The organism is Undibacterium sp. GW821-FHT11B02, assembly GCF_058808955.1.
The window spans coordinates 289,233-312,753 of record NZ_JBXASD010000008.1 but is presented as its reverse complement, the minus strand read 5'-3'; the positions used below and the strand labels follow the sequence as shown (position 1 = coordinate 312,753).

Below are 23,521 nucleotides of genomic sequence, written 5' to 3'. Positions count from 1 at the left end.
GTAGCTGTATCCTAAGCGGAAGGCGGCTTGTGTCACAATAGAGGTATGACGCACATCGCTTTGTATTTGATTTTAATAAAAATACAATCAATGTAGCTTTGATCTTATGTCCAACCATCTGGAGTTTTATCATGTTTCAGCACGTCGAAGCCTATCCTGGCGATCCCATCTTGTCCCTGAACGAGGCGTTTGGCAAAGACCCTCGTCCTAACAAGATCAATTTGTCCATCGGTATTTATTTTGATGATGCTGGCAAGATTCCTATGCTGCCATCTGTCCGTGCGGCAGAGCACAAGGTGGTGGCAGAAGCAGGAGCCCGCCCTTATTTGCCAATGGAAGGTGCGGCTAATTTCCGTACGGCAGTCCAGCATTTGCTGTTCGGTGCCGACAACGCGGCGGTCAAGGCTGGCCGCGTAGTGACGATACAATCCGTCGGTTCCAGTGGCGGCTTGAAGGTCGGTGGCGATTTCATCAAGCGTTATTTCCCAGAAACAACCATGCTGGTCAGCGACCCAACCTGGGATAATCACCGTGCCGTATTCGAAGGTTGTGGCCTGACAGTTAAAACTTACCCCTACTACGATGCAGCGACAGGTGGACTGCGTTTTGACGCCATGCTGGAAGCACTGAAAGGTGCAGCGAAAAAAAGTGTCGTTTTGTTGCATGCCTGCTGCCACAACCCTACTGGTGTCGATTTGACCAAAGCACAGTGGCAACAACTGGTGCCGGTGCTGAAAGAGCGTGAGCTGATTCCTTTCCTGGATCTGGCGTATCAAGGTTACGGCGACGGCATCGAAGAAGATGCCTATGCCGTGCGCTTGTTGGCAGATGAAGGTTTGAGTTTCTTCGTCGCCAATTCTTTCTCCAAGAGCATGAGCCTGTACGGTGAACGCTGTGGCGCTCTGAGCGTGGTTTGTCCAGACGCGGCACAGGCCGTCAATGTATTGGGACAATTGAAGGCAACCATACGCCGCAATTATTCCAACCCTCCTTTGCATGGTGGCCAGCTGGTGGCGCGTGTTCTGAGTGATCCTGAACTGCGCCCAATGTGGGAAGCTGAAGTGGTTGCCATGCGCGACCGTATCCAGCTCATGCGTCGCAAATTGCATGATGTACTCAGTGCTAAATTGCCTGGCCGTGACTTTAGTTATTTCCTGACCCAGCGTGGCATGTTCAGCTACACCGGCTTGACGGCGGACCAATGCGATCGCCTGAAAGAAGAGTTTGGCGTCTATCTGGTGCGTTCTGGTCGTATGTGTGTTGCTGGTTTGAATACTGGTAACGTTGAAGCAACGGCAAGCGCTATTGCTGCGGTGCTGGCTTAAACATTTGCTGGCTCTCATTTTCCGTACGGAAATGGGGATGGGGGCCATCTTTGAATATTATGCGACTACATCCCATCGTTTGCCTGTTTGCCTGTCTGAGCTTTTCTGCAAGCGCAGACACTGTCTATAACACCTATGTCAATCACCGCTACGGGTATGCGATTGACTACCCTGATTATTTGCAGCCGCAAGGTGAGGCTGACAATGGCGATGGTCAAGTGTTTTTATCAGCAAAGCAGGATGCCGAACTAAGGGTCTATGCAAGTGCCTGCACAGATGGATGGGACACCACGCCTGCAGAATTTCTGGCAAAAGCAAAGAAAAATCAAGTCGAGGATGCCAGACAGATTAGCTATCATGCCAAGGGCAAAAATTTTGCTGTTGTTTCGGGTACCAAAGCCCAACAGATTTTTTACGAAAAACTGATTACCGATGGAAAGTGGTGCAGTCTGTTTCAATGGACTTATGCCAGCAGCAATCGTGAAAAATATGGCGAAGCCACTAAGCATATTGCCGCTTCTTTCAAACCATAAACACAATAGTCTCAAAATCGTCTGGTGTTATAAGTATTTTGGTTGAAATTGCATTTCATGATGTTAAGATAAAGTTTTTAACACCATAAAATGCGGAGAGCCATGAAGCGGACTGCAAACATCTTGTTATTGACGCGATTATGGCTGGTGGGTATGTGCATGATGTTGGCCGCCTGCGCTACACAATTGGCACCTGCCTATGACAAGACTGTGGTTGATGGATTGGCGGCGGTCAATACGGATGCCATGATCCTGTTTGCCAGCGCATCAAATGGTACGGATAAAAACAGCTTTACCAGTCGGGCAGATCAATATAATTCCCTCATAGGTCGCCTGGACGCGTTGAGTTTACAGGCCGGTGCCCGCCCCATGCCAAAAAACAAGGTCACCGATGCTATTAATCGCGCGCTTGACAAGCGCGGCAGTGCAGGCATGGTCGATGACGACAGTACACCACCCAGTGCTTATGCAATCAAGAAAGTCTCGGATACCTTGAGTAAAATGCGTGACACCGATCGCCAGCAAGGCGTGACTGCCTACGAGGCACTGGCATTCAAAGGCCAGGCTGTGATCTATCTGGATCAGGCCATCACTTACGAAAATTTCTTGCAGCGTTAATACAAAAAGGAAGAGCAATATGGCCCTGGATCTTGATCAACTCGTCGCTGATATGCAGGCAGCGGCCACGGGTGTTTTACAAACTGATGTGACTACCTTGCGTGGTTTCACCCAGCAACAATTACAGGCCATTGCTCAACAGGCGGAATTGGTCAGCACCGGCATATTGACCAAACAGATTACCCCGGCAACACAACAATTTTTCCTTGACGGGCTGGAAGACATGGCCCTGAGTTTTGCAAAGACCTTGCGTGGCCTGTTGATGGTGACCGTAGAAAAGGTCTGGAATGCCGTTGTTGGTGTGCTGTGGAGTGCCATTTCCAAAGCGACAAATCTGGTGTTGCCGGTACCTGTGATGAATCAGTAAGTTTTTTGGGAGGCAGGCTTCAGATCAGGCGTCGAATACCGCCTTGCTGACATTTTCGGGTGCGATATCCAGCCACTGTGTGCAGGCCCGCTGCAATCGTTCAATATTACCAGTTGAGTAGGCTGCAAAAGCAGGTCTTACTTCAGTGTTCATGTCCAGCCCTTGCTGCACTAGCAGACGTTTTAATTGCAGGGTAACTGCCTGGCCTGTATCCACCAATTGAACCGGCCTGCTGCTGGTGACGTGCTGCACTACAAGTTCATGTATGAGGTCGGCGACAAGGGGATAATGCGTGCAGCCCAGCACCAGGGTATCTACATTGGCATCCAGCAAGGGTGTCAGGTATCGTTTCAGCAGACTGCGTATCTGCTCTGTGCCACTATTCACTTTTTCAATCTGATTTTCAAGCTGATTTTCAATCAGATCAACCAGACCGACGCACGCCTGCGAAATGAATTCAACCCCGGTTTCTGTGCCCAACTGCGAGCGCAGATGCTTGTATTTTTCGCTGTTCAGAGTGGAACGTGTAGCCAGAACGCCGACAGTTTTAGTCTGGCTGAGAAGCGCTGCGGGTTTCAGACCTGGCTCCATGCCGACGATGATCAGCTCGGGATAGTGTTGGCGCAAATGGGCAATGGCTGTAGCTGTTGCCGTGTTACAGGCTATCACCAGGGCTTTGATATGTTGACTGAGTAAAAATTCTGTTACAGCGATACTGCGTTCGAGTATCAGGGCGGCAGATTTGTCACCATAAGGCGCAAAACCGGAATCTGCAACATACAACAGGGATTCATTTGGCAATGCCTGCTGTATGTGCCGTAAAACCGACAAACCACCAATTCCCGAATCAAACACCCCTACAGGCGCAGATATTTCGTGTGTCATATAGGGTTGTTCATGTCAGGTGTTTGCTTAGTTTCTTGCTCAGTTACTTGTTATGACTCAAGCGCTGACTGGGATAATACCGATTTTAGCCTGCCATTCTCTAGGGCCGGTATTGTGGACAGATGTGCCCGTGGAATCAACGGCAACTGTCACTGGCATATCAACGACATCAAACTCATAGATGGCTTCCATACCCAGGTCGGCAAAGCCAACCACGGTGGCTGATTTGATTGCTTTTGATACCAGGTAAGCTGCGCCACCGACTGCCATCAGGTAGGCTGACTGGTGTTTGCGTATGGATTCGATGGCGACCGGGCCGCGTTCTGCTTTGCCGATCATGGAAATCAAGCCAGTTTTTTCCAGCATCATGTCGGTGAATTTATCCATGCGCGTTGCTGTTGTCGGGCCAGCCGGGCCAACTGCTTCATCGCGCACCGGATCAACCGGGCCCACGTAATAAATTAAGCGGTTGGTGAAATCGACGGGCAATTGCTCACCTTTGGCCAGCATGTCCTGGATGCGCTTGTGGGCGGCATCACGGCCAGTCAGCATTTTGCCGTTCAACAGCAAAGTCTGTCCTGGTTTCCAAGAGGCCACTTCTTCCTTGGTCAGCGTGTTCAGATCTACGCGTTTGGACTTTTCTGTATCAGGTGCCCAGCTTACATCTGGCCAGTCAGACAGTTTTGGCGGTTCTATGTAGCTGGGGCCAGAACCATCCAGCACAAAATGCGCATGACGGGTTGCCGCGCAGTTAGGGATCATGGCAACAGGTTTGGATGCGGCATGGGTAGGGTACATATTGATCTTGACGTCGAGTACTGTCGTCAAACCACCCAGGCCTTGTGCACCTATGCCTAGCGCATTGATCTTGTCGCACAGTTCTATACGCAATTCTTCAGTCTTGTTTTGCGGACCACGTTGCTTGAGCTCATACATGTCGATATCATCCATCAAGGACTCTTTCGCCATCAGCATGGCTTTCTCGGCGGTACCGCCTATACCTATGCCCAGCATGCCAGGAGGACACCAGCCTGCACCCATGGTCGGTACGGTTTTCATGACCCAGTCAATCAGCGAATCAGAAGGATTCAACATGACAAACTTGGTTTTGTTTTCTGAACCGCCGCCTTTGGCTGCGACTTTGACATCTACCGTGTCGCCAGGAACCAGTTCCATATGCACCACGGCAGGTGTATTGTCCTTGGTGTTTTTACGCTCGAAGTGCGGGTCGGCGACGATAGAGGCACGCAGCTTGTTGTCCGGATCATTGTAACCACGACGTACGCCTTCATTCACGGCATCGATAATGGAGCCGCTGAAACCTTCAAAACGCACGCTCATACCAATTTTCAGGAAGACATTCACGATGCCGGTGTCCTGGCAGATAGGACGATGGCCTTCGGCGCACATGCGCGAGTTGGTAAGGATTTGTGCAATCGCATCCTTGGCGGCTGGGCTTTGTTCTGCCTCATAGGCGCGCGCCAGGTGGGCGATATAGTCGGCTGGATGATAATAACTGATGTACTGCAGCGCTGCTGCTACGGATTCGATCAGATCGTCTTGCTTGATGACTGTCATGATATGGCTCTTGGCTAGGTGAAGGAAAACTGTATGTGTCTAAATATGGACGCGCGCAATATTGTGTACTTCAATGCTTACTGGCTACTTGCGCAGTTTGGGTCATGATCCGGTCGCAATGGGCAATGGCCAGGGCTGAAAGCAAAAACACCAGGTGTATGCCAGTTTGCGACAGCACTACATGAGGTTCATAATTGCCCGCATTAATGAAGGTTTTTAGCAAATGGATAGACGAAATACCGATGATTGCCATGGCAAGTTTAACCTTCAGCACGGATGCATTTACGTGCGACAGCCATTCAGGTTGATCGGGATGACCATCCAGTCCCAGGCGGGATACAAAGGTTTCATAGCCACCAATAATGACCATGATCAGCAGGTTGGAAATCATGACAACATCAATCAGCCCCAGCACCACCAGCATGATAGTCGTTTCAGTCAGTTTGGTCGGTTTGACACTGCCGGTAGCAACGGCATCGACGATATGTTTCAGCGCAGCTTCATTACCCATTGCGGCACCGATCAAATCAACCAGTTCAACCCAAAAGTGAAATACATACACGCATTGCGCCAATATCAATCCCAGATAAAGTGGGAGTTGTAGCCAGCGGCTGAAAAAAATCAAATTGGCGAGAGGGGTTAATTTAACTGGAGATTCCGGTTTTGACATGTTTGCAATCTGCTTGACGAGGCTGAGGCGGCGACTCAGTGGACACCTGATTTAAGGCAAAACGACATTTTACATGGCCCGGCAAGGCTCGTGTGGAGCAACTGAAATGATCAGTTATGTAGTGGTGATTGAATGGTATCTTTGTGGTATCATTTTCCATAAAAACAACCGTAAGGCTTGAGTAAGTCTCCAAGTTTAAGGTTTGCCTGTAAAACTACTTTATGCATGGCACCTGTACTGGCGTCTATACTGAATGCTGAATGGGTTACCAAATTGTGTAAAAATTTTTGTCGACCGATAAAAATTTTGCCATGCTTAACAGAAGTGATGATTTCAATCAAACTATAACAAGTTGGAGATACAAATGTCTGACCTCAATGCTGCTCAACACGAAGTCAAATCCGAATCACGCATTTTCTATCCACCCGCTGCTTTTGTGGCCAACGCCGCCATTTCGGGGATGGATGCTTACAATGTACTGTGTAAGGAAGCCGAACAGGACTACGAAGGCTTCTGGGCTCGTCTTGCACGTGAAAATCTGCACTGGCACAAACCTTTCCAAACCACACTCGACGAATCGAATGCGCCTTTGTACAAATGGTTTGAAGATGGCTTGTTGAATGTTTCTTACAATTGCCTGGATGTGAATCTGCAAAATGGCAATGCTGACAAAGTAGCAGTGATATTTGAAGCTGATGGCGGCGAAGTGACCAAGGTCACCTACAAAGAGCTTCATCAAAAGGTCTGCCAGTTTGCCAATGGCCTGAAATCATTGGGTATTGCGAAGGGCGATCGCGTCGTTATTTATATGCCTATGTCGGTAGAAGGTGTGGTTGCCATGCAGGCCTGCGCACGTATAGGTGCTACGCATTCTGTTGTATTTGGTGGTTTTTCTGCCAAATCGCTACAGGAGCGTATTGTAGACGTGGGCGCGGTTGCCGTTATTACTGCTGATGAACAGGTGCGGGGAGGCAAGCATTTGCCACTCAAGGCCATTGTGGACGAGGCACTGGGGCTGGGTGATTGCGAAAAAGTAAAGAATGTAGTTATTTACAAACGTACCGGCGGCAACATCAATGTCGTAGCCGGGCGCGATTTGTGGATGCATGAACTGGTTGCCACCCAATCGGCAGTCTGCGAACCTGAATGGGTCAGCGCCGAACATCCTTTGTTCATCCTTTATACCTCCGGGTCTACTGGCAAGCCAAAAGGCGTACAGCATTCATCTGGCGGTTATTTGCTGTGGGCTATTTTGACGATGAAGTGGACCTTTGACATCAAGCCGGCTGATGTGTTCTGGTGTACCGCCGATATAGGCTGGGTCACTGGCCACACCTACATTACCTATGGTCCGCTGGCAGTTGGCGCAACTGAAATCGTATTTGAAGGTATTCCCACCTTCCCGAATGCTGGACGTTTCTGGAGCATGATAGAGAAACACAAGGCAACTATTTTCTATACTGCGCCGACAGCTATTCGTTCCCTGATCAAGGCGGCAGATGGCGATGCTAATATTCATCCGAATAAATTTGACCTGTCTTCGCTGCGTCTGCTGGGATCCGTCGGCGAGCCTATCAATCCAGAAGCCTGGATGTGGTACTACAATAATATTGGTCGTGGTAATTGCCCTGTCGTCGATACTTTCTGGCAGACAGAAACTGGCGGTCACATGATGACGCCATTGCCAGGCGCAACACCGCTGGTGCCAGGTTCCTGCACCTTGCCTTTACCTGGCATCATGGCAGCCATTGTGGATGAAACTGGCCATGATCTACCAAACGGGCAGGGCGGTATTCTGGTGGTAAAACGTCCATGGCCATCAATGATACGCACCATATGGGGCGACCCTGAGCGTTTTAAGAAAAGCTATTTCCCTGAAGAGTTTGGTGGCAAGGTTTATCTGGCGGGTGACGGCGCTATCCGCAATAAGGATACTGGTTACTTTACCATTACTGGCCGTATTGACGATGTGCTCAATGTATCTGGACACCGCATGGGCACCATGGAAATTGAATCGGCACTGGTTGCCAATCCGCTGGTTGCTGAAGCTGCGGTGGTCGGTAAACCAGATGAAACAACAGGTGAAGCCATTTGCGCTTTCGTTGTTTTGAAACGTGCTCGTCCTACTGGTGATGAGGCCAAACAAATAGCAACGGAATTGCGCAACTGGGTGGCGAAAGAAATTGGACCAATTGCCAAACCCAAAGAAATTCGTTTTGGTGATAATCTACCGAAAACGCGGTCTGGCAAAATCATGCGCCGTTTATTGCGCGTGTTGGCCAAGGGCGAGGAAATTACTCAGGATATCTCTACGCTGGAGAACCCGGCCATTCTGGAACAATTGAAACAGGCGCAGTAATCGCCCTGAGATCATTGTGAGCAAGATGAAGTGTGAAAAAATACTGACAGCAATCGCATAGACGAAGCATTGGTATAAATACCGGTAATATTAAAAAGGCACTGCATATCCAAGGATATGGCAGTGCCATTTTTTATTCAACGATGCTAGCAGATTGACCAGATCAACATGTCAGGATACAGGCTAGCGGTTGGTACGTGACATGAATACCAGGCGTTCGAACAGATGTACATCTTGCTCATTTTTTAGCAGGGCTCCGTGCAGGGGCGGAACGATAGCCTTGTTATCTTTGCTGCGCATGGCTTCCAGTGGAATGTCTTCGGCCAATAAAAGTTTTAGCCAGTCTATGAATTCTGAAGTGGATGGTTTTTTCTTCAAGCCGGCAACATCGCGGATTTCATAAAAAGTCTGCAGGGCCTGTGCCAGCAAATCTGATTTCAGTTTCGGGAAATGCACGTCGACGATTTTCTGCATGGTTTCCTTGTCTGGAAACTTGATGTAGTGGAAAAAGCAGCGGCGCAAGAAAGCGTCCGGCAATTCTTTCTCATTGTTCGATGTGATGATGACCAGTGGGCGATGTTTGGCCCTGACCATTTCGCGGGTTTCATAGACATAAAATTCCATGCGATCCAGCTCACGCAGCAAATCATTTGGGAATTCGATGTCGGCCTTGTCGATTTCATCGATCAGCAATACCACCGGTTCATCGGTGGTAAATGCCTGCCACAATACCCCCTTGACGATGTAATTGTGGATGTCCTTGACCCTTTCGTCACCGAGTTGCGAATCGCGCAGGCGTGAGACAGCATCATATTCATACAGACCCTGTTGAGCTTTGGTGGTGGACTTGATGTGCCATTGCATCAGTGGCATGTTGAGGGCGGCAGCAACCTCTTCGGCCAGCATGGTTTTGCCGGTACCGGGCTCGCCCTTGATCAACAGCGGGCGTTGCAGGCTTAAGGCTGCATTCACGGCCAGTTTAAGGTCATCGGTGGCGACATAATTGTCGGCACCATCAAAACGTAAATTATTTGGGGCTTGCGTCATGGTTTGTACCCGGATTTTATAAATAGGACTTACGCAAAACCACGCAGGTGGCCAAGCATGAATAACATGCATTGCGTCGACGAAACTGATTGAAGAGTATAAGCCAGAATTTGCAATCTTGTGAACGCCTGTTCTTTTTTTGCGAAAGCAATCGCGATGAAAATGCTAAATGCGCATAAAGAATTTCATGTGGAATTGTGCAAATGCTGCATTTTCATCTTTCTGTAGATGATGGGCGGCATGTTTTTTGCGCAAATCCGGTCGTAATCGGCTAAAATGCTGAGTTATATCAAAACACTGTATTTATTGATCTGCCAGCTAAATTAATAATCGCTACTATGAAAAAATTGTTTGCACTCCTCGCCATGGCGAGTCTCGCTCAAGCTGCTGCGGCAGCAGATCCGGTTGGCAATGCTAAAGATGCTGCCGACAAAAAAATCGCAATGTGCATAGGTTGCCATGGCATTCCTGGCTACAAGGCTACCTTCCCTGAAGTATATCAAGTGCCTATGATTGGCGGACAATCTGCAAAGTACATAGAAAATGCCTTGAAAGCCTATCAAAAAGGTGATCGCAAACATCCGAGTATGCGTGGTATCGCTGGCAGTCTGTCTGAGCAGGACATCGCTGATCTGGCTGCTTACTATTCCCAACAAAAATAATAACAGGAGCGAACCATGAAGAAATCTATTGTGTTGGCAACGCTGTTGTCTATGGCATCTTTCGCGGCAGTAGCCAGTGACGATATTGAAGCTGGCAAAGCAGCTGTAAAAAAATTCGACTGTGCTTCTTGCCACGGCGATAATTTCAGCACCCCAAAAGATCCGTCCTATCCAAAACTGGCTGGTCAGCACGCTGATTACCTGGCGCAGGCCCTGAAAGCTTATAAGCGTGGCGGCGATGTGGCCAGTGCAAATGGTCGTACCAATGCAACCATGGGTCCTAAGGCAAAAGAATTGTCGAATACAGATATCCAGAATATTGCTGCCTATCTGCATAGCCTGCCAAGTGAGCTGGTATTGAAAAAATAAGTGATTTCACTTTGTAAAAAAAGCCGCGACTTGTCGTGGCTTTTTTTATATCTTGAGCTTGCCTGGGAGGGGGCAATTTCCAATTGTCATTCAATGCTGGCGCTACCTACATTCGCTAAGAACCTGTTTTCTATCTTACTGTGTGTGCGTGATCGGGCTTATATACCAGAGTACATTCTTCTTTTTGTGCTGCTCTTCACTGGCTGACGCACGCTCACTACAGATCGTAGACAGGTCCTTGGTCGGGAAAGATGATTTGTGCACCTGCAAAAGACGAAAAAAAACCGACCCGAAGGTCGGTTTTTCTTAAGTAATTAAAAATTACTTGGATGCAGATGCGGAAGCTGCTGCTGGAGCAGATGCTGCTGCGGAAGCTGCTGGAGCTGCGCCAGAAGCTGCTGCTGCATCAGATGCTGCTGCTGGAGCAGGAGCTGCTGCCGGGGCTTCTGCTGGAGCAGATGCTGGTGCTGGTGCTGCTACGGAAGCTGCTGCAGAAGCAGATGCTGCCTCTTCTTTTTTGCCGCAAGCAGCCAAAGCGATTGCCAACAGGGAAACGAGCAAGAGTGATTTTTTCATGTTTGTACTTTCAATAAATAGATCAAAAAAGAAGATCAAAACGTTGCGATGAATAATTACCGGTAATTATCGCTCTATAGGTTAATTCGCGAGCTTCTCGCCAAAACGACATTCGGCCCCTACGAAAGTTTCCTAACCCGGAATTATAATGATTTTTCCATTGTTGGAATAGGCATAGATGCATTTTTGCACTCAAATCTGTCATTATTTACTGGCAAGAGGGCAATTTTAGTCTCGGTTTTCAATTTTTCCATGAAAATAGCTCTTCTCAGCACGAAAATTTTCTTTCAAATTTCAATTCGAATGCTGCGCTGCGGCATGTTATTTTATTATTTTCCAAGAAATTAACGAATTTCCAGCCAGCCATCTTCATACCACAAGCAAAATGCTTCCAGCACGTCAGCAGATATATTAATGACATCGCTACCATCAAGTTCCCTTTGATTGGCCAGTTTGGTCAGGCAAATTTTGTCTTCCCTGCCAACGGCAAAGGATTCGCCATTAACGAAAACATGCTTGCCTTTATATAGCATTTGGGATTTGCGTGAAAGCTTCAGGCCATTTTTGATAGCAGATTGCTGGAAACGCTTGGGTGTCAATGGTTTTTCTGGGCCGGTAAAGAAGACACTGGACTTGGGCTCGGTCAGGTGTTCACCTAAAAAGATCAGAATGTCATCGTCAGTGAAGCGGATCTTGGCGATTTCTGCCGAAATATCGTTTAGCATCTCCGTGCTGATTTCGGCTGGCTTGGCGCTAAATTTCAGGTCAGGGTCAGCATAGCGTCCTGGCAAGTCTATCGATTCCGACATGAATTGCAGGAAGGATTCACCCAATTCCTGATACGACGGCGCGCGGAAGCCGATAGAATAAGTCATGCACTCCCCAATCGCCACACCATCATGTGCATATTTGGGGGGCAGGTACAGCATATCCCCGGGTTCCAGCACAAACTCTTGCTCTGCCTTGAAGTTGCGTAAAATCTTCAAGGGCATGCCTTCTACCAGGCTCAGGTCCTTTTGCGGACCTATGCGCCATTTGCGCTGCCCAAACGCTTGCAGCAAGAAGACATCATATGAATCAAAATGTGGGCCAACGCCGCCGCCATCTGCCGCATAGCTGATCATCAGATCATCCAACCTGCTATCAGGAATGAAACGAAATTGCCGCAGAAGGGCATCTGATGCATCATTGTGCAGGTTGACGCCTTGTATCAGCAGTGTCCAGTCCTTCTTTTCCTTGACTGGTACGTGCTCATGCGGGCCGGACTGCATTTTCCAATGCTTGCCAAAAAAGCTGATCAGGCGGGATTCAACATCGTCGCGACCTGCCAGGTCAAATAAATCAGCTTTGGATAATAAAGGTTGAAAGCCGGGAATGGCCTGGCGGATCAGCAAAGGCTTCTTGTGCCAGTATTCACTGAGAAACTCTTCGGGCGAGATGCCACCAAGCAAGGGGAGGGGGGAGGTGATTTTTTTCATGCCAGCATTATAGGCCGAGGTAAAGCACCCGACTAGACGGGTATAATTCGGAAACAGATAAATTTTTAAGGAATTGCTATGAAGATAGGCAAGAATTCAGTTGTTACCGCGCGCTATACTTTGAAAGATACGCAAGACAATCTGATAGAAGAGGGGCAAGATCCTATGGTGTACCTGCATGGCGGGTACGATGCTATCTTCCCCAAGATAGAAGAAGCCCTGGAAGGCAAGGAAAAAGGTTATAGCACCACGATACAGCTCAATCCCGAAGATGCCTTTGGTGATTATGATGCGGAGCTGGTCAAGGTTGAGCCACGCGAACGCTTTCCTTCGCCGCTCGAAGTCGGCATGCAATTCGAAGGTATGCCCGAAGAATCTGAAGAATCTGAAGAATCTGAAGACAGCGACGCCCATATTTTTACCGTGACTGATATCGCTGAAGATAAGGTGGTGCTTGACGGTAATCACCCTCTGGCAGGTATTGCCCTGCGTTTCAGCCTGACAGTGGATGATGTGCGTGAAGCAACGGAAGAAGAAATCGCTCATGGTCATGTACATGGTGCCCACGGACATCATCATGGAGAGGATGAAGACGACGATGGCATGGGGGATGAATATCGCAGCCACCAGTTGCACTAATTTGAAATGAAAATGCCGCTTTATTCAGCGGCATTTTTTTGCTCTTATGCTCTTATTTTGGGACTGGTATCAGTTTTTACCTAGCAAACCCTTTAATTCATAAAGTGCTGCCAGTGCTTCCCGGGGCGTCATGCTGTCAGGTTCCATGGAATCCAGTGTTTCCAGCAATTCGGTATTGGCAGGTGTGGTCTCGACAAGCTCAGGTTCCGGTGCAGCCACCGCAGTCGAGAATAAATCAAACTGCGAGGTCGATTGCAGGGATTGTGCTTCCAGATCAGCCAGATGTTTGCGTGCCGATTTGATGACGACCTGCGGTATGCCCGCCAGCTGTGCCACCTGCAAGCCATAGCTTTGTGAAGCTGGCCCAGCCTGCACAGCATGCAGGAAGACGATATTCTCTTTATGTTCCACCGCCGACAAATGCACGTTTTCTGCTGAGGGGTGCACGTCAGGCAATTGTGTCAGTTCAAAATAATGCGTGGCAAACAGGGTATAGCTTTTGGATACCTGGATAAGGTGTTTGGCAATGGCCCAGGCCAATGCCAGCCCATCGAAAGTGGACGTGCCACGGCCTACCTCATCCATCAAGACCAGGGAATGTTCACTGGCGCCGTTCAATATCGCTGCTGATTCTGTCATTTCCACCATGAAGGTAGAACGTCCACCAGCCAGATCATCCGCCGCACCTATACGGGTGAATATGCGGTCTATGGGGCCTATGCTGGCTTCTGTCGCGGGTACATAGCTACCCACATAGGCCAGCAAGGTAATTAAGGCTACCTGGCGCATGAAGGTCGATTTACCGCCCATGTTGGGACCCGTGATTAGCAATAATTTACGTTCAGCAGAAAAATCGCAATCATTGGCGATAAAACGCTCAATCTGATTTTCCACTACAGGGTGACGACCTTGTGCGATATGCAGCACAGGCTCGTTAAGCAGTTGTGGCGCACACCAGTTGTTCTTGGTTGCGTGTTCGGCCAGACTGACCAGAGTATCAAGCTGGGCAATCGCATTCGCAATTTTCTGCAAGGCTGGAACTTGTGGCAACAAGTCTTGCAACAGCCGTTCATACAACATTTTTTCGCGCACCAGCGCCCGCTCCTGGGCTGACAGGGCCTTGTCTTCAAATGCCTTTAATTCTGGCGTGATGTAACGCTCGGCATTTTTCAGGGTCTGGCGACGACGATAGTTGTCGGGGACTTTATCACTCTGGCCGTTGGTCACTTCAATATAAAAACCGTGAACACGGTTGTATTCGACGCGCAGGTTGGCAATACCGGTTCGTTCACGTTCGGACGCTTCAAGTTCTATCAAGAATTGCCCGGCATTTTCTGATAATGCCCGTAATTCATCCAACTCGGCATCAAAGCCAGTCGCAATCACGCCGCCATCGCGCACCATGGTGGCCGGTTGCAGCATCAGGCCGCGTTCCAGCAAGTCCAGGCATTCTGTCGGGGTATCCAGGTCAGACAAGACTTTGGTCAGAAGGCTGGTCTGATTATCGGCGATGCACAGGCTGACGTAGTTACGCAGCCCGGGCAAATGCTGCATGCCGTCGCGCAACGCAGACAAATCACGCGGGCGGGCCGACTGCAGGGCGATGCGGGTAGTAATGCGTTCAATATCCGGAATCGATCTCAATGTCGTTGCCAGACCATCGGTAGAATCTGCCTGTATCAAGGCCTTGATGGCATCATGGCGGGCCCGTGCAACTGACTGATCACGGCGTGCATGATGCAGCCAGTGACGCAGCAGGCGTGAACCCATCGCGGTACGGCAATGATCGAGCAGGGAAAACAGCGTTGGCGATTCTTGACCGCGCAAGGTTTCAGTCAATTCCAGATTGCGTCGTGTGGCTGTGTCCAGACCGATGAATTCATGCTCGGTCTCAACATTCAGGGTATTCACATGCTTGAGGCCACGGCCTTGGGTGCTTTCCGCATAGCGCAGCAAGGCACCGGCTGCACCAAGGGCCGCGTTCAGGTTTTCTACCCCAAAGCCTGTCAATGACGTCGTGCCGAGTTGATCCTGCAAGGCTTTTTGCCCTTGCTTGACATCAAAATGCCAGTCCGGCAGTTCAGAGAATTTACCTGGTAACTGGCTATAGTGTTCATCCAGCAAAAGCGTACCGGCAGACAGCAGGACTTCAGCAGGACTGATACGCTCCAGCTCTTGCTGCAAGCGTTGTGGCAGCGATTTTTCGTCGGTGGATACTTCCATCAGTTTCAATGCCCCACTAGCCAGTGACAGCCAGGCCAGGCCTATGCTGACGGTTTTTCTTTGCTGCAGCATGCACAGCGACAGCAAAGGGCGGTCAGACTTTTCTGGCAACAGATCGGTATCAGTGAGCGTACCGGGGGTGATGACGCGCATCACTTTGCGTTCTACCGGTCCCTTGCTGGTGGCCGGGTCGCCTATCTGTTCACAAATGGCGGCGGATTCACCAATCTTGACCAGCTTGGCCAGATAGGGTTCCAGCGAATGAAAGGGCACACCCGCCATCTTGATCGGTTCGCCACCAGAACTGCCACGCTGGGTCAGGGTAATGCCCAGCAAGCGCGACACTTTTTCGGCATCGCCGTAAAACAGTTCGTAAAAATCACCCATGCGATAAAACACCAGTGTTTCCGGATAGTCTGCCTTGATGCGCAGATATTGCGTCATCATGGGGGTGTGCTGAATTTCTTTTGTGCTCATAAAGCCTTGATTTATTAATGTATTTTTTGTTGCCTTGGATGTTGCGATGGCTTTTATCCAGGTCTTGTTTCTCATCAATGGCAGGCCAGGTTTTTTCGTATTTTTGTCAGGCTAGCCATTAATTTTGGTGCGCACCTTATCATAGACGATTGCCGTGGTCTATGGTTGCAATGCGGGATTGCATATATATGCAGAGCAAACGAAGGAAATCCTATGGCACATTATCGCAAAAAACATGAGATTGGCATCTTGCTTGTAGTAAATCATTACTAAAATGGTAAATATCTTTTTGCATTCCTGTGTTAGGGGAATCATCGATCAATAAACGAATGTTTGGCTTGTACGAAGCCATCAATAAGTCAATGATAATGACGAGCAAATCTAGACGGTAAATGTAATTGCATCCAGACGCTGCTCCATCAAAAAAACAAAGCCAGCTACGCGAGTAGGCTGGCTTCGTCATTGTTGCAGGCTGACAGGGCTACATTAACCGTTACCGCGACTACCTGATCTGCGCGGAGCAGCCTGTTTGACTACTGGACGAGGGCCAGTTGGACGTGGCTTGGACTGCGCAGCGCCTGGTGCCGCAGGCTTGCCTGGCGCACGTGCCTGTTGACCGCCGCCATTGCCTTGTGGGCGTTGTCCACGGCCTGATGGTTGTGCTCTGCCACCGCCTCTGTGATCCTGGCTGCGCAACTGTATGGGTTGGGCTTTGGCATGTGGGTCAGGGATGAAGCCATCAATGATTTCTTGTGGTATCTGGCGTTTGATGAGCTTTTCTATGTCGGCCAGCAACTTGAATTCATCCACGCACACCAGTGACACGGCTTCGCCAGTGGCGCCAGCGCGACCGGTACGGCCTATGCGGTGGACGTAATCTTCGGGTACATTCGGCAAGTCATAATTGACGACGTGCGGCAGTTGGTCAATGTCGATGCCTCGTGCAGCGATGTCAGTCGCTACCAGTACTGTCAGGCTGGCGTCCTTGAATTCAGCCAGAGCCTTGGTGCGCGCAGACTGGCTCTTGTTACCGTGTATGGCCATGGCAGCGATGCCATCTTTGATCAATTGTTCCACCAGTTTATTGGCACCGTGCTTGGTACGGGTAAATACCAGGACTTGTGACCATTGATGGGTCTTGATCAGGTGGGCCAGCAAAGGATGTTTCTTGTCGCGGTCAACCGGATGCACTTTTTGTGCAATGATTTCTACCGTCGAATTGCGGCGTGCCACTTCTATCATGGCTGGGTTGTCGAGCAGGCGGTCGGCCAGTGTCTTGATCTCGTCCGAGAATGTGGCAGAGAACAGCAGGTTCTGACGTTTGGCAGGCAAGATCGCCAGCACTTTTTTGATGTCATGGATAAAGCCCATATCCAGCATGCGGTCAGCTTCGTCCAGTACGAGGATTTCAATATTGCGCAGGTCTATGGTGCCTTGCTGATGGTGATCCAGCAGGCGGCCAGGTGTGGCCACCAAAATATCGACACCCTGTTTCAGAAGCTTGATTTGCGGATTGATGCCAACGCCGCCAAAAATCACGCCAGAATTCAGAGGTACATATTTGCCATAGGTGTTGACGCTTTCTTCTACCTGCGCAGCCAGTTCACGCGTAGGTGTCAGTACCAGTGCGCGGATAGGGCGTCTGCTGGTTTTGTCCTTGGGTGCATTGGGTGAGGTGGAAAGACGCTGCAATATGGGCAGGGTGAAGCCCGCTGTTTTGCCGGTGCCGGTTTGTGCGCCGGCCAGCAGATCACCGCCTTTGATCACAGCAGGAATAGCCTGTTGCTGAATCGGGGTTGGCGATGTGTAGCCTTGTTCGCTTACTGCGCGAACAATGTTCTCGGATAAGCCGAGTTCGTTGAATGATGCCATTTGGTTTGACTGTGTTTCTAAGTGACCGGACTGATAGCCATCAGTCCGGCATATGGGGCAGTGGGGCGCTCCAATTTTCGGAGCGTGAGAAATTACTTGATAGCTGAAAACGGTTGCATTGCATTGACCATCTGCGCAAATACCTTGGGTGTACCGGCCAGTACATCACCTTTGTACAGGTAATCTGAATCACCAGAGAAATTACCGACGATGCCGCCAGCTTCAGTAATCAGCAAGGCACCTGCGGCGATATCCCAGGGGGCCAGGCCTTTTTCAAAAAAACCATCCAGACGGCCAGTTGCGACATACGCCAGGTCAAGTGCAGCGGAACCCGGCCTTCTCAAACCCTGGCATTTGCTGGTCATGACCTTGAACATGGCCAGATATTCATCCAGGCCAGACAAGTCACGTGAAGGAAAACCTGTGCCGATCAGTGCGTCGGCCAGTTTGTCGCAACGTGTGACGCGTATGCGCTTGTCGTTCAGGAAAGCGCCAGCGCCTTTGCTGGCAGTAAACATTTCATTGCGGGTTGGGTCATAAACGACAGATTGCGTGATCACGCCGCGCTGTTGCAGGGCGATGGAAACGCAATATTGCGGGAAGCCGTGGATGAAGTTGGTCGTGCCATCGAGTGGGTCGATGATCCAGACATTGTCATTTTCGTCGTGCAGATTAGCGGAAGCACCTGATTCCTCGGCCAGTACAGCATGATCCGGGTAAGCAGTGGTCAGCACCTCAATAATGGCGGCTTCAGCAGCCTTGTCGACTTCAGTCACGAAATCATTGAAATGTTTTTCTGTGACAGTGACACGATCAAGGTCAAAAGATGCGCGATTGATAATCGTCGCGCCACGACGAGCGGCTTTAATGGCCGTATTCAGCATTGGGTGCATAAGGTTTCCGATAAAATGACAGCATGCGCATTACTGCCACCTCAAAAGTGGGGTAATTGCAAAGCTACACAAAAATGATAAAGAGCGTGCGTAATTGTCGTCAGTCAGGCAATGATCAGCACAACCGATGGAAAATTAACGCTTGATACCGCTATTTTAAATGAACTTGCCCAAAACTGACACATCTCTTTTTCAACGCCTGCGCTTCATCCTGGTTGAAACCAGTCATCCTGGCAATATAGGCGCGGCTGCGCGGGCAGTTAAAAACATGGGGTTTTCCGAGCTGGTGCTGGTCAACCCACGTTTTGAAGATGCCTTGCAACACCCTGAAGCGGTAGCCTTTGCCAGTGGCGCGCAAGACATTCTGGACGACGCACGTATTGTCAGCACGATAGAAGAAGCCTTACAAGGGTGCGAGTATGTGGCTGCGGTAAGTGCCAGGTTACGCGAGTTTTCTCCGCCTGTACTTACCCCGCGCCGCTTTGCAGAAGATATGGCGCAGCGCCAGCCAGCCCAGATAGGTTTGATATTTGGCAATGAACGTTATGGCTTGCCAAACGAGATTGTGATGAATTGCCATGTCTTGATCAATATTCCAGCCAATCCTGTGTATTCATCCCTGAACCTGGCTCAGGCCATACAACTGCTTGCTTATGAATGCAGAATGGCTTTCGATACAGATGTGCCAGTTATCAGCAATATTGGTTTTCAGGGGCAAATGGCATCGGCGGAAGAAGTAGATGGGATGTACAAACATCTTGAACAGGCTTTGGTGGCAATTGATTTTCTGGATCCGGATAATCCCAAAAAACTTATGCCGAGGTTAAAGCGTATGCTGGCACGCGCAGGGCTGGAGACAGAAGAGGTCAATATTTTGCGAGGTATCGCCAAAAAGATTCTGGATGTTAACAAAAAATAAAATCTTTCCTTGTATGTTGCTATAAATTAAATTATTTTGATAGTACACAAGCAAGAGATCATCGCAGATGACTTGGCAATCAGGCTATATTTAATATTTTTTAAATAATTCAAATCTAGTGTGAAATGGGATATTTCAGTATGCTGCTTTTGTGCCATTACCTCATTTTTATCAAGAAAATATAGAGGTAACTCTCTGTTTTTTATGAGTTAAATAATAAGGCTTGTTGCTGAAAATGATAAATATGTTGAAATCCTCATGTATTTTGACAGGAAACTCATGTTTTCATTTGGTTATGACTTTAAGGAGGCTTATAAAACCAGTAAGATTGCAGATAACATCTATTCAGGAATAGCAATTGATTAATTAATTTTCTGAATTAACCAATTCTGAGGTCTCTATTATTTTTGTTCCATTTCGTCGATCAACGTTAAACCTGTTATGCCTGAGTGCACTCGCAACTGGCGCAACGGGTAATGCATATGCATTAGGTTTTAGCAACTTGACTGTGCAGTCTGGTCTAGGGCAGCAGTTGCGGGCGCAACTTGAAGTCACGGGCAGAGATGCAGCGGAAATTGATCAGTCTTGTTTCAAAGCAAAAGTAGAAACGACAGACGGCACTTTTCTCGCAACTGTTGGCGTTACGCTGGTCTCCAAAGCTAATTTGCATTTCCTGACTCTGGTGACCAGAAAAGATTTGATGGAGCCCGCAGTCAAGATTATGGTGGATATGGGGTGTGAAATTCAGTTGCATCGTGAATTCCTGATCTTGCTTGATCCTCCTTTATCTGCATTACAGCCAGTTATTAACCAAAAGGCACCGGCTGCAATTAACCTGCCGCAAGCTGGCGGTACGAATCCGTCAACTGATCAGGCTCGGGTACCGCTACCAGTAAAATCGAAAGCACGTAAGGAAAAACCTCAGCCAGAAATGTCTGAAGTCATACGTTCTGACGCGGATGTAAATCTTGCAAAAAAAAACCCGAAAAAATCTGTGGAATCCAAGGCCCCCAGAAGCACCAGTCCAGCCAGAGACGCGCTAAAGTTATCTGACGATGTTGCCATTGTCGCGCCCGGCCTGCGTCTTAGTGATAGCCTGACACTCAATAACCAGCAGTCAAACATAGCAGAGCTGCGCGCTGCTCAAGCCCAGTTTGCCGCCATGCTACGGGATGAAGTGCCGGCCCGGATTGTGCCCGATAAGTTGAAGACAGAGCAGCAAAAAATCCTTAGCTTGCAGCAAGAAGCGCAACAACTCAAACGTCAAAGCCAGTTGGATAAGGCGGCACTGGAAGAAGCCAAAGAAAGCAGTTTTTCTAAAGAGTGGATTATTGGCTTGTCCGTTTTTGTATTGGCTGGCTTGAGTGTTATTGCCTTGCTTTTACTGTATATCAGCCGCATGCACAAACGGTTTGCCGCAACCTGGTGGCAACAAAAAGAGCAGGAACCTGAACCAAAAAGAAACATTGAAGAAATCGTTGATAGTATTCAGGCATCGTACGGGCCGACTACGACTGGCTCCCTGTACCAGATCGACGATGATGTCAAGACGGATACCAGTCGCCCAGTCACTGCGCCAACAAGGAAAAACGTTCCTGAAAGTGATCTTGGCAAACTGGAAGAGCCATCCATATTTAGCAAGGCCTATGTTCCAACATTGGAAGACAGCAATAGCAGCACATTCAATTTCTTTTCTACTCGCGGTCAATCCGTCAAAGTAGAAGAAATTTCAGACGTGACACAAGAGGCGGAATTCTGGATTTCGGTCAACGACCCGCAGCGCGCCATAGAAATACTTGAGCCACAGGCAGAAATTGATTTGCCAGAATCGCCAGTGCCTTGGTTGTACTTGCTGGACTTATACCGCGTAACAGGCAATAAAGAAAAATATGATGCCTTGAGGGATAAGTTTGTGGTGTTTTTTAACGCCAATATTCCGGAATACGAGATTGATCCTGCGTCTTTGCCTGCAAGACAATTGGAAGATTTCGAACACCTGATGAAGCGCATTTGCAGACTGTGGAATACCAATGATATTTTACCTTTTTTGGAAAGCCTGCTAGTGGACGACCGGGACGGCAAGCGTATGGGTTTTGAGTTGCCTGTGTACAGGGACATTCTGTTACTGATTTCTGTTGCTAATGAGCTTGAAAGAATGGGGCCAGCAGGTGGAAAACCGAGAGTGTGGACTCGTGCGACAGCAACGCCAGAAACTAGCCCCGAAACAGATTCTAACCAGATCAATTTTGAAACGATTGATTTTCGGGCGGACAAGGAAAACTAGAACTCATCCCTATTTGTGAAATGAGTTCTCACCTGATTTCTGTGGGAAAATAGTGAGGTCCGGTATCTTGCCCGACCGCTATTGCAATAAGCTGTTACCTGGCAGATAGGTTAAAACACGGCCTGTCCCGGCATGAACACTTCACATAAAACGGAGACATATGATTACACTTTGCGGCTTCGCCCTCAGTAACTATTACAACAAAGTTAAATTGGCATTGCTGGAGAAATCTGTTCCTTTTGAGGAAAAGCTGGTATGGAGTGGACGTTCACCAGAACTCTTGATGCATTCACCATTGGGTAAGATTCCTTATATCGAAACACCTGAAGGTTCCTTGTGCGAATCACAGGTCATACTTGACTACATAGAAAGTCGCTACCCTGAGCATCCGCTTTTGCCAGCAAATCCGTTTGCCAACGCCAAGTTACGTGAATTGATTACTTTCATGGAATTGCATCTGGAATTGCCAGCGCGTGAATTATATACAGAAGCTTTTTTTGGTGGCAAAGTAACAGATGAAGTCAAAGCAAAAGTGGAAAAACAGCTGACTCGCAATATTCCTGCGTTTGCTACATTGGCCAAATTTGATCCTTTTGTTGGCGGTAAAGAATTCACCATGGCTGATTGTGTAGCTGTTGTACATTTCCCTCTGATTTCCATGGCGACCAAGGCCATTTATGGCAGGGATTTTCTGGCGGATTTGCCGGCGCGTGATTACGTTAAAATGATATCTGAGCGCCCAAATATGCAAAAAGTAAATGCAGACCGCAAAGCCAATCAGGAATTGATGGCCAGCAAGGGTAAGTAATTCGACGTTTAGTTTGCTCCGTAAATAAGGGCAGCAGCAAAAGATGAGTTTTGCGTTGCCCTTATTTTATTGTGTTTTGTGCGTTCTGGTTGAATCAGATCGCCCGGCGCATTTTTTGCACGGTATATGATTTGACTTCTGTCGGTAGCTCAACCAGTTTGATAATCGCAAACGTACAATTGTCGCCCCTGCTGTTGGCCCTGTCCCTGGCTTTCCTGATCAAAAACTCCGAAGCCTGACGCGGGCTGTTGGCTGCCACGGCGGCAGACAGCTCAGCATCATCGAAATAATGCCAAAGGCCATCAGAACACAGCAGGAAGCTGTCATGTGCCTTCAGCTCATTGTATTCGCCAAAAGTGACGTAAGGAGCCGTGGTGCTTGAACCCAGCACATTGATCAGAATATTCGATAAACGGTGGCTTTTGGCTTCGTCGGCGGCAATTTTTCCATCATCAACCAGTTTTTCCACGTAGGAATGATCTTTTGTTCTCTCGGTAAAATTGGGGCCTGTAAAGCGATACAGGCGGGAATCACCGACATGTGCCCAGATAGCTTCTTGTTTTGGTGTTATTACGAGTGCAACAAAAGTGCTATGTGGCTCCTTTTCTGATGATACGCCAGACAATTTAATGACAGTGTGGGCTTCATTGACTATGTTTTCCAACAGACTGCGTACATCATTTCCCGGGTAAAATTCATCAAAGAGTTGTTTTGCTGTCCGCACTACTTGCTCGGCGGCAAGTGCTCCACCGCTTTTTCCCCCCATGCCATCTGCCACCACGGCCATGACATAGCCGGGTGCATGTGGAGCCGCAAAAAGTGCAGCGCGGTCTTGTTGTTCCTGCCGGTCACCGATATGTTGTCCGGTTCCTGCTTCGATCTTATATTGGCTCATACGTCTTGGTAGATTAAACTAACGGGATAAACCCGAAAATGGTC

General features: G+C 48.8%; 21 protein-coding genes. 11 read left to right on the top strand and 10 right to left on the bottom strand.

The window, feature by feature from the left end:
* Positions 1-131: 131 nt before the first annotated feature.
* The 4 genes from AC1RVX_RS19155 (at position 132) to AC1RVX_RS19140 (ending at position 2,843) form a co-directional block, all read left to right on the top strand.
* Entirely contained in the window at positions 132-1,325 is a 1,194-nt protein-coding gene (locus AC1RVX_RS19155) for an amino acid aminotransferase (protein WP_493218195.1), read from the top strand.
* Positions 1,326-1,384: 59 nt separating this feature from the next.
* Positions 1,385-1,858 (top strand): hypothetical protein, encoded by a 474-nt coding sequence (locus AC1RVX_RS19150; RefSeq protein WP_493218194.1) that lies wholly within the window; start codon positions 1,385-1,387, stop codon positions 1,856-1,858.
* 102 nt (positions 1,859-1,960) lie between these two features.
* On the top strand, positions 1,961-2,476 hold the full coding sequence (locus tag AC1RVX_RS19145; protein WP_493218193.1) for a hypothetical protein: 516 nt from the start codon (positions 1,961-1,963) through the stop codon (positions 2,474-2,476).
* 19 nt (positions 2,477-2,495) lie between these two features.
* Positions 2,496-2,843 carry a hypothetical protein gene (locus tag AC1RVX_RS19140; protein ID WP_493218192.1) on the top strand — a complete coding sequence of 116 codons (348 nt, stop codon included), beginning with the start codon at positions 2,496-2,498 and terminating at the stop codon, positions 2,841-2,843.
* A gap of 24 nt (positions 2,844-2,867) precedes the next feature.
* On the opposite strand, the gene murI is transcribed toward AC1RVX_RS19140, so the two are convergent.
* From murI to AC1RVX_RS19125, 3 genes are all read right to left on the bottom strand, one after another.
* Positions 2,868-3,728 (bottom strand): glutamate racemase, encoded by an 861-nt coding sequence (gene murI / locus AC1RVX_RS19135; protein WP_493218191.1) that lies wholly within the window; start codon positions 3,726-3,728, stop codon positions 2,868-2,870.
* 57 nt (positions 3,729-3,785) lie between these two features.
* Positions 3,786-5,306 (bottom strand): fumarate hydratase, encoded by a 1,521-nt coding sequence (locus AC1RVX_RS19130; protein WP_493218190.1) that lies wholly within the window; start codon positions 5,304-5,306, stop codon positions 3,786-3,788.
* Positions 5,307-5,376: 70 nt separating this feature from the next.
* The gene (locus AC1RVX_RS19125) at positions 5,377-5,976 is read right to left on the bottom strand and encodes a YqhA family protein (RefSeq protein ID WP_493218189.1); all 600 of its coding nucleotides are present in this window, start codon (positions 5,974-5,976) and stop codon (positions 5,377-5,379) included.
* Positions 5,977-6,340: 364 nt separating this feature from the next.
* Here AC1RVX_RS19125 and acs point away from each other — a divergent pair, with 364 nt between their 5' ends.
* The gene (acs, locus tag AC1RVX_RS19120; protein WP_493218188.1) at positions 6,341-8,335 is read left to right on the top strand and encodes an acetate--CoA ligase; all 1,995 of its coding nucleotides are present in this window, start codon (positions 6,341-6,343) and stop codon (positions 8,333-8,335) included.
* Between the two features lie 183 nt (positions 8,336-8,518).
* Here the strand turns inward: acs and AC1RVX_RS19115 are convergent, their stop codons facing one another.
* Entirely contained in the window at positions 8,519-9,382 is an 864-nt protein-coding gene (locus AC1RVX_RS19115; protein ID WP_493218187.1) for an AAA family ATPase, read from the bottom strand.
* A gap of 338 nt (positions 9,383-9,720) precedes the next feature.
* Here AC1RVX_RS19115 and AC1RVX_RS19110 point away from each other — a divergent pair, with 338 nt between their 5' ends.
* Both AC1RVX_RS19110 and AC1RVX_RS19105 read left to right on the top strand, forming a co-directional pair.
* A complete protein-coding gene (locus AC1RVX_RS19110; protein WP_423033160.1) occupies positions 9,721-10,044 on the top strand; it encodes a c-type cytochrome in 324 nt (107 codons plus the stop codon).
* Between the two features lie 15 nt (positions 10,045-10,059).
* Positions 10,060-10,413 carry a c-type cytochrome gene (locus AC1RVX_RS19105; protein ID WP_493218186.1) on the top strand — a complete coding sequence of 118 codons (354 nt, stop codon included), beginning with the start codon at positions 10,060-10,062 and terminating at the stop codon, positions 10,411-10,413.
* 321 nt (positions 10,414-10,734) lie between these two features.
* Here AC1RVX_RS19105 and AC1RVX_RS19100 read toward each other — a convergent pair whose 3' ends face one another.
* Positions 10,735-10,989 (bottom strand): hypothetical protein, encoded by a 255-nt coding sequence (locus tag AC1RVX_RS19100; RefSeq protein WP_422982528.1) that lies wholly within the window; start codon positions 10,987-10,989, stop codon positions 10,735-10,737.
* A gap of 344 nt (positions 10,990-11,333) precedes the next feature.
* Positions 11,334-12,467 (bottom strand): JmjC domain-containing protein, encoded by a 1,134-nt coding sequence (locus tag AC1RVX_RS19095; RefSeq protein WP_493218185.1) that lies wholly within the window; start codon positions 12,465-12,467, stop codon positions 11,334-11,336.
* A gap of 78 nt (positions 12,468-12,545) precedes the next feature.
* Between AC1RVX_RS19095 and AC1RVX_RS19090 the strand changes: the two genes are divergently transcribed.
* Complete coding sequence (locus tag AC1RVX_RS19090) at positions 12,546-13,106, top strand: FKBP-type peptidyl-prolyl cis-trans isomerase (RefSeq protein ID WP_493218184.1); 561 nt, start codon at positions 12,546-12,548, stop codon at positions 13,104-13,106.
* A 69-nt stretch (positions 13,107-13,175) separates the two neighbouring features.
* Here AC1RVX_RS19090 and mutS read toward each other — a convergent pair whose 3' ends face one another.
* The 3 genes from mutS to AC1RVX_RS19075 all read right to left on the bottom strand — a co-directional run bounded on the left by mutS (position 13,176) and on the right by AC1RVX_RS19075 (position 18,562).
* Positions 13,176-15,806 (bottom strand): DNA mismatch repair protein MutS, encoded by a 2,631-nt coding sequence (mutS, locus tag AC1RVX_RS19085; protein WP_493218183.1) that lies wholly within the window; start codon positions 15,804-15,806, stop codon positions 13,176-13,178.
* A 486-nt stretch (positions 15,807-16,292) separates the two neighbouring features.
* Positions 16,293-17,678 carry a DEAD/DEAH box helicase gene (locus tag AC1RVX_RS19080; protein ID WP_493218182.1) on the bottom strand — a complete coding sequence of 462 codons (1,386 nt, stop codon included), beginning with the start codon at positions 17,676-17,678 and terminating at the stop codon, positions 16,293-16,295.
* 92 nt (positions 17,679-17,770) lie between these two features.
* A complete protein-coding gene (locus AC1RVX_RS19075) occupies positions 17,771-18,562 on the bottom strand; it encodes an inositol monophosphatase family protein (protein WP_186945702.1) in 792 nt (263 codons plus the stop codon).
* 169 nt (positions 18,563-18,731) lie between these two features.
* Here AC1RVX_RS19075 and AC1RVX_RS19070 point away from each other — a divergent pair, with 169 nt between their 5' ends.
* From AC1RVX_RS19070 to AC1RVX_RS19060, 3 genes are all read left to right on the top strand, one after another.
* A complete protein-coding gene (locus tag AC1RVX_RS19070) occupies positions 18,732-19,490 on the top strand; it encodes an RNA methyltransferase (protein ID WP_493218181.1) in 759 nt (252 codons plus the stop codon).
* Positions 19,491-19,890: 400 nt separating this feature from the next.
* Positions 19,891-21,774: a type IV pilus assembly protein FimV gene (locus tag AC1RVX_RS19065; RefSeq protein WP_493218225.1), complete on the top strand. Its 1,884-nt coding sequence runs from the start codon at positions 19,891-19,893 to the stop codon at positions 21,772-21,774.
* Between the two features lie 160 nt (positions 21,775-21,934).
* Positions 21,935-22,582 carry a glutathione S-transferase gene (locus AC1RVX_RS19060; protein WP_493218180.1) on the top strand — a complete coding sequence of 216 codons (648 nt, stop codon included), beginning with the start codon at positions 21,935-21,937 and terminating at the stop codon, positions 22,580-22,582.
* A 94-nt stretch (positions 22,583-22,676) separates the two neighbouring features.
* Here AC1RVX_RS19060 and AC1RVX_RS19055 read toward each other — a convergent pair whose 3' ends face one another.
* Positions 22,677-23,477 (bottom strand): PP2C family protein-serine/threonine phosphatase, encoded by an 801-nt coding sequence (locus AC1RVX_RS19055; protein WP_493218179.1) that lies wholly within the window; start codon positions 23,475-23,477, stop codon positions 22,677-22,679.
* Between the last annotated feature and the right edge of the window lie 44 nt (positions 23,478-23,521).

Coding starts and splice junctions, on each gene's coding strand:
- AC1RVX_RS19095 (WP_493218185.1), bottom strand. CDS start 12,467: ATGAAAAAAATCACCTCCCCCCTCCCCTTGCTTGGTGGCATCTCGCCC.
- AC1RVX_RS19090 (WP_493218184.1), top strand. CDS start 12,546: ATGAAGATAGGCAAGAATTCAGTTGTTACCGCGCGCTATACTTTGAAA.
- AC1RVX_RS19075 (WP_186945702.1), bottom strand. CDS start 18,562: ATGCTGAATACGGCCATTAAAGCCGCTCGTCGTGGCGCGACGATTATC.
- AC1RVX_RS19150 (WP_493218194.1), top strand. CDS start 1,385: ATGCGACTACATCCCATCGTTTGCCTGTTTGCCTGTCTGAGCTTTTCT.
- murI (WP_493218191.1), bottom strand. CDS start 3,728: ATGACACACGAAATATCTGCGCCTGTAGGGGTGTTTGATTCGGGAATT.
- AC1RVX_RS19155 (WP_493218195.1), top strand. CDS start 132: ATGTTTCAGCACGTCGAAGCCTATCCTGGCGATCCCATCTTGTCCCTG.
- AC1RVX_RS19105 (WP_493218186.1), top strand. CDS start 10,060: ATGAAGAAATCTATTGTGTTGGCAACGCTGTTGTCTATGGCATCTTTC.
- acs (WP_493218188.1), top strand. CDS start 6,341: ATGTCTGACCTCAATGCTGCTCAACACGAAGTCAAATCCGAATCACGC.
- AC1RVX_RS19130 (WP_493218190.1), bottom strand. CDS start 5,306: ATGACAGTCATCAAGCAAGACGATCTGATCGAATCCGTAGCAGCAGCG.
- AC1RVX_RS19100 (WP_422982528.1), bottom strand. CDS start 10,989: ATGAAAAAATCACTCTTGCTCGTTTCCCTGTTGGCAATCGCTTTGGCT.
- AC1RVX_RS19055 (WP_493218179.1), bottom strand. CDS start 23,477: ATGAGCCAATATAAGATCGAAGCAGGAACCGGACAACATATCGGTGAC.
- AC1RVX_RS19145 (WP_493218193.1), top strand. CDS start 1,961: ATGAAGCGGACTGCAAACATCTTGTTATTGACGCGATTATGGCTGGTG.
- AC1RVX_RS19060 (WP_493218180.1), top strand. CDS start 21,935: ATGATTACACTTTGCGGCTTCGCCCTCAGTAACTATTACAACAAAGTT.
- AC1RVX_RS19115 (WP_493218187.1), bottom strand. CDS start 9,382: ATGACGCAAGCCCCAAATAATTTACGTTTTGATGGTGCCGACAATTAT.
- AC1RVX_RS19110 (WP_423033160.1), top strand. CDS start 9,721: ATGAAAAAATTGTTTGCACTCCTCGCCATGGCGAGTCTCGCTCAAGCT.
- AC1RVX_RS19080 (WP_493218182.1), bottom strand. CDS start 17,678: ATGGCATCATTCAACGAACTCGGCTTATCCGAGAACATTGTTCGCGCA.
- AC1RVX_RS19140 (WP_493218192.1), top strand. CDS start 2,496: ATGGCCCTGGATCTTGATCAACTCGTCGCTGATATGCAGGCAGCGGCC.
- mutS (WP_493218183.1), bottom strand. CDS start 15,806: ATGAGCACAAAAGAAATTCAGCACACCCCCATGATGACGCAATATCTG.
- AC1RVX_RS19070 (WP_493218181.1), top strand. CDS start 18,732: ATGAACTTGCCCAAAACTGACACATCTCTTTTTCAACGCCTGCGCTTC.
- AC1RVX_RS19125 (WP_493218189.1), bottom strand. CDS start 5,976: ATGTCAAAACCGGAATCTCCAGTTAAATTAACCCCTCTCGCCAATTTG.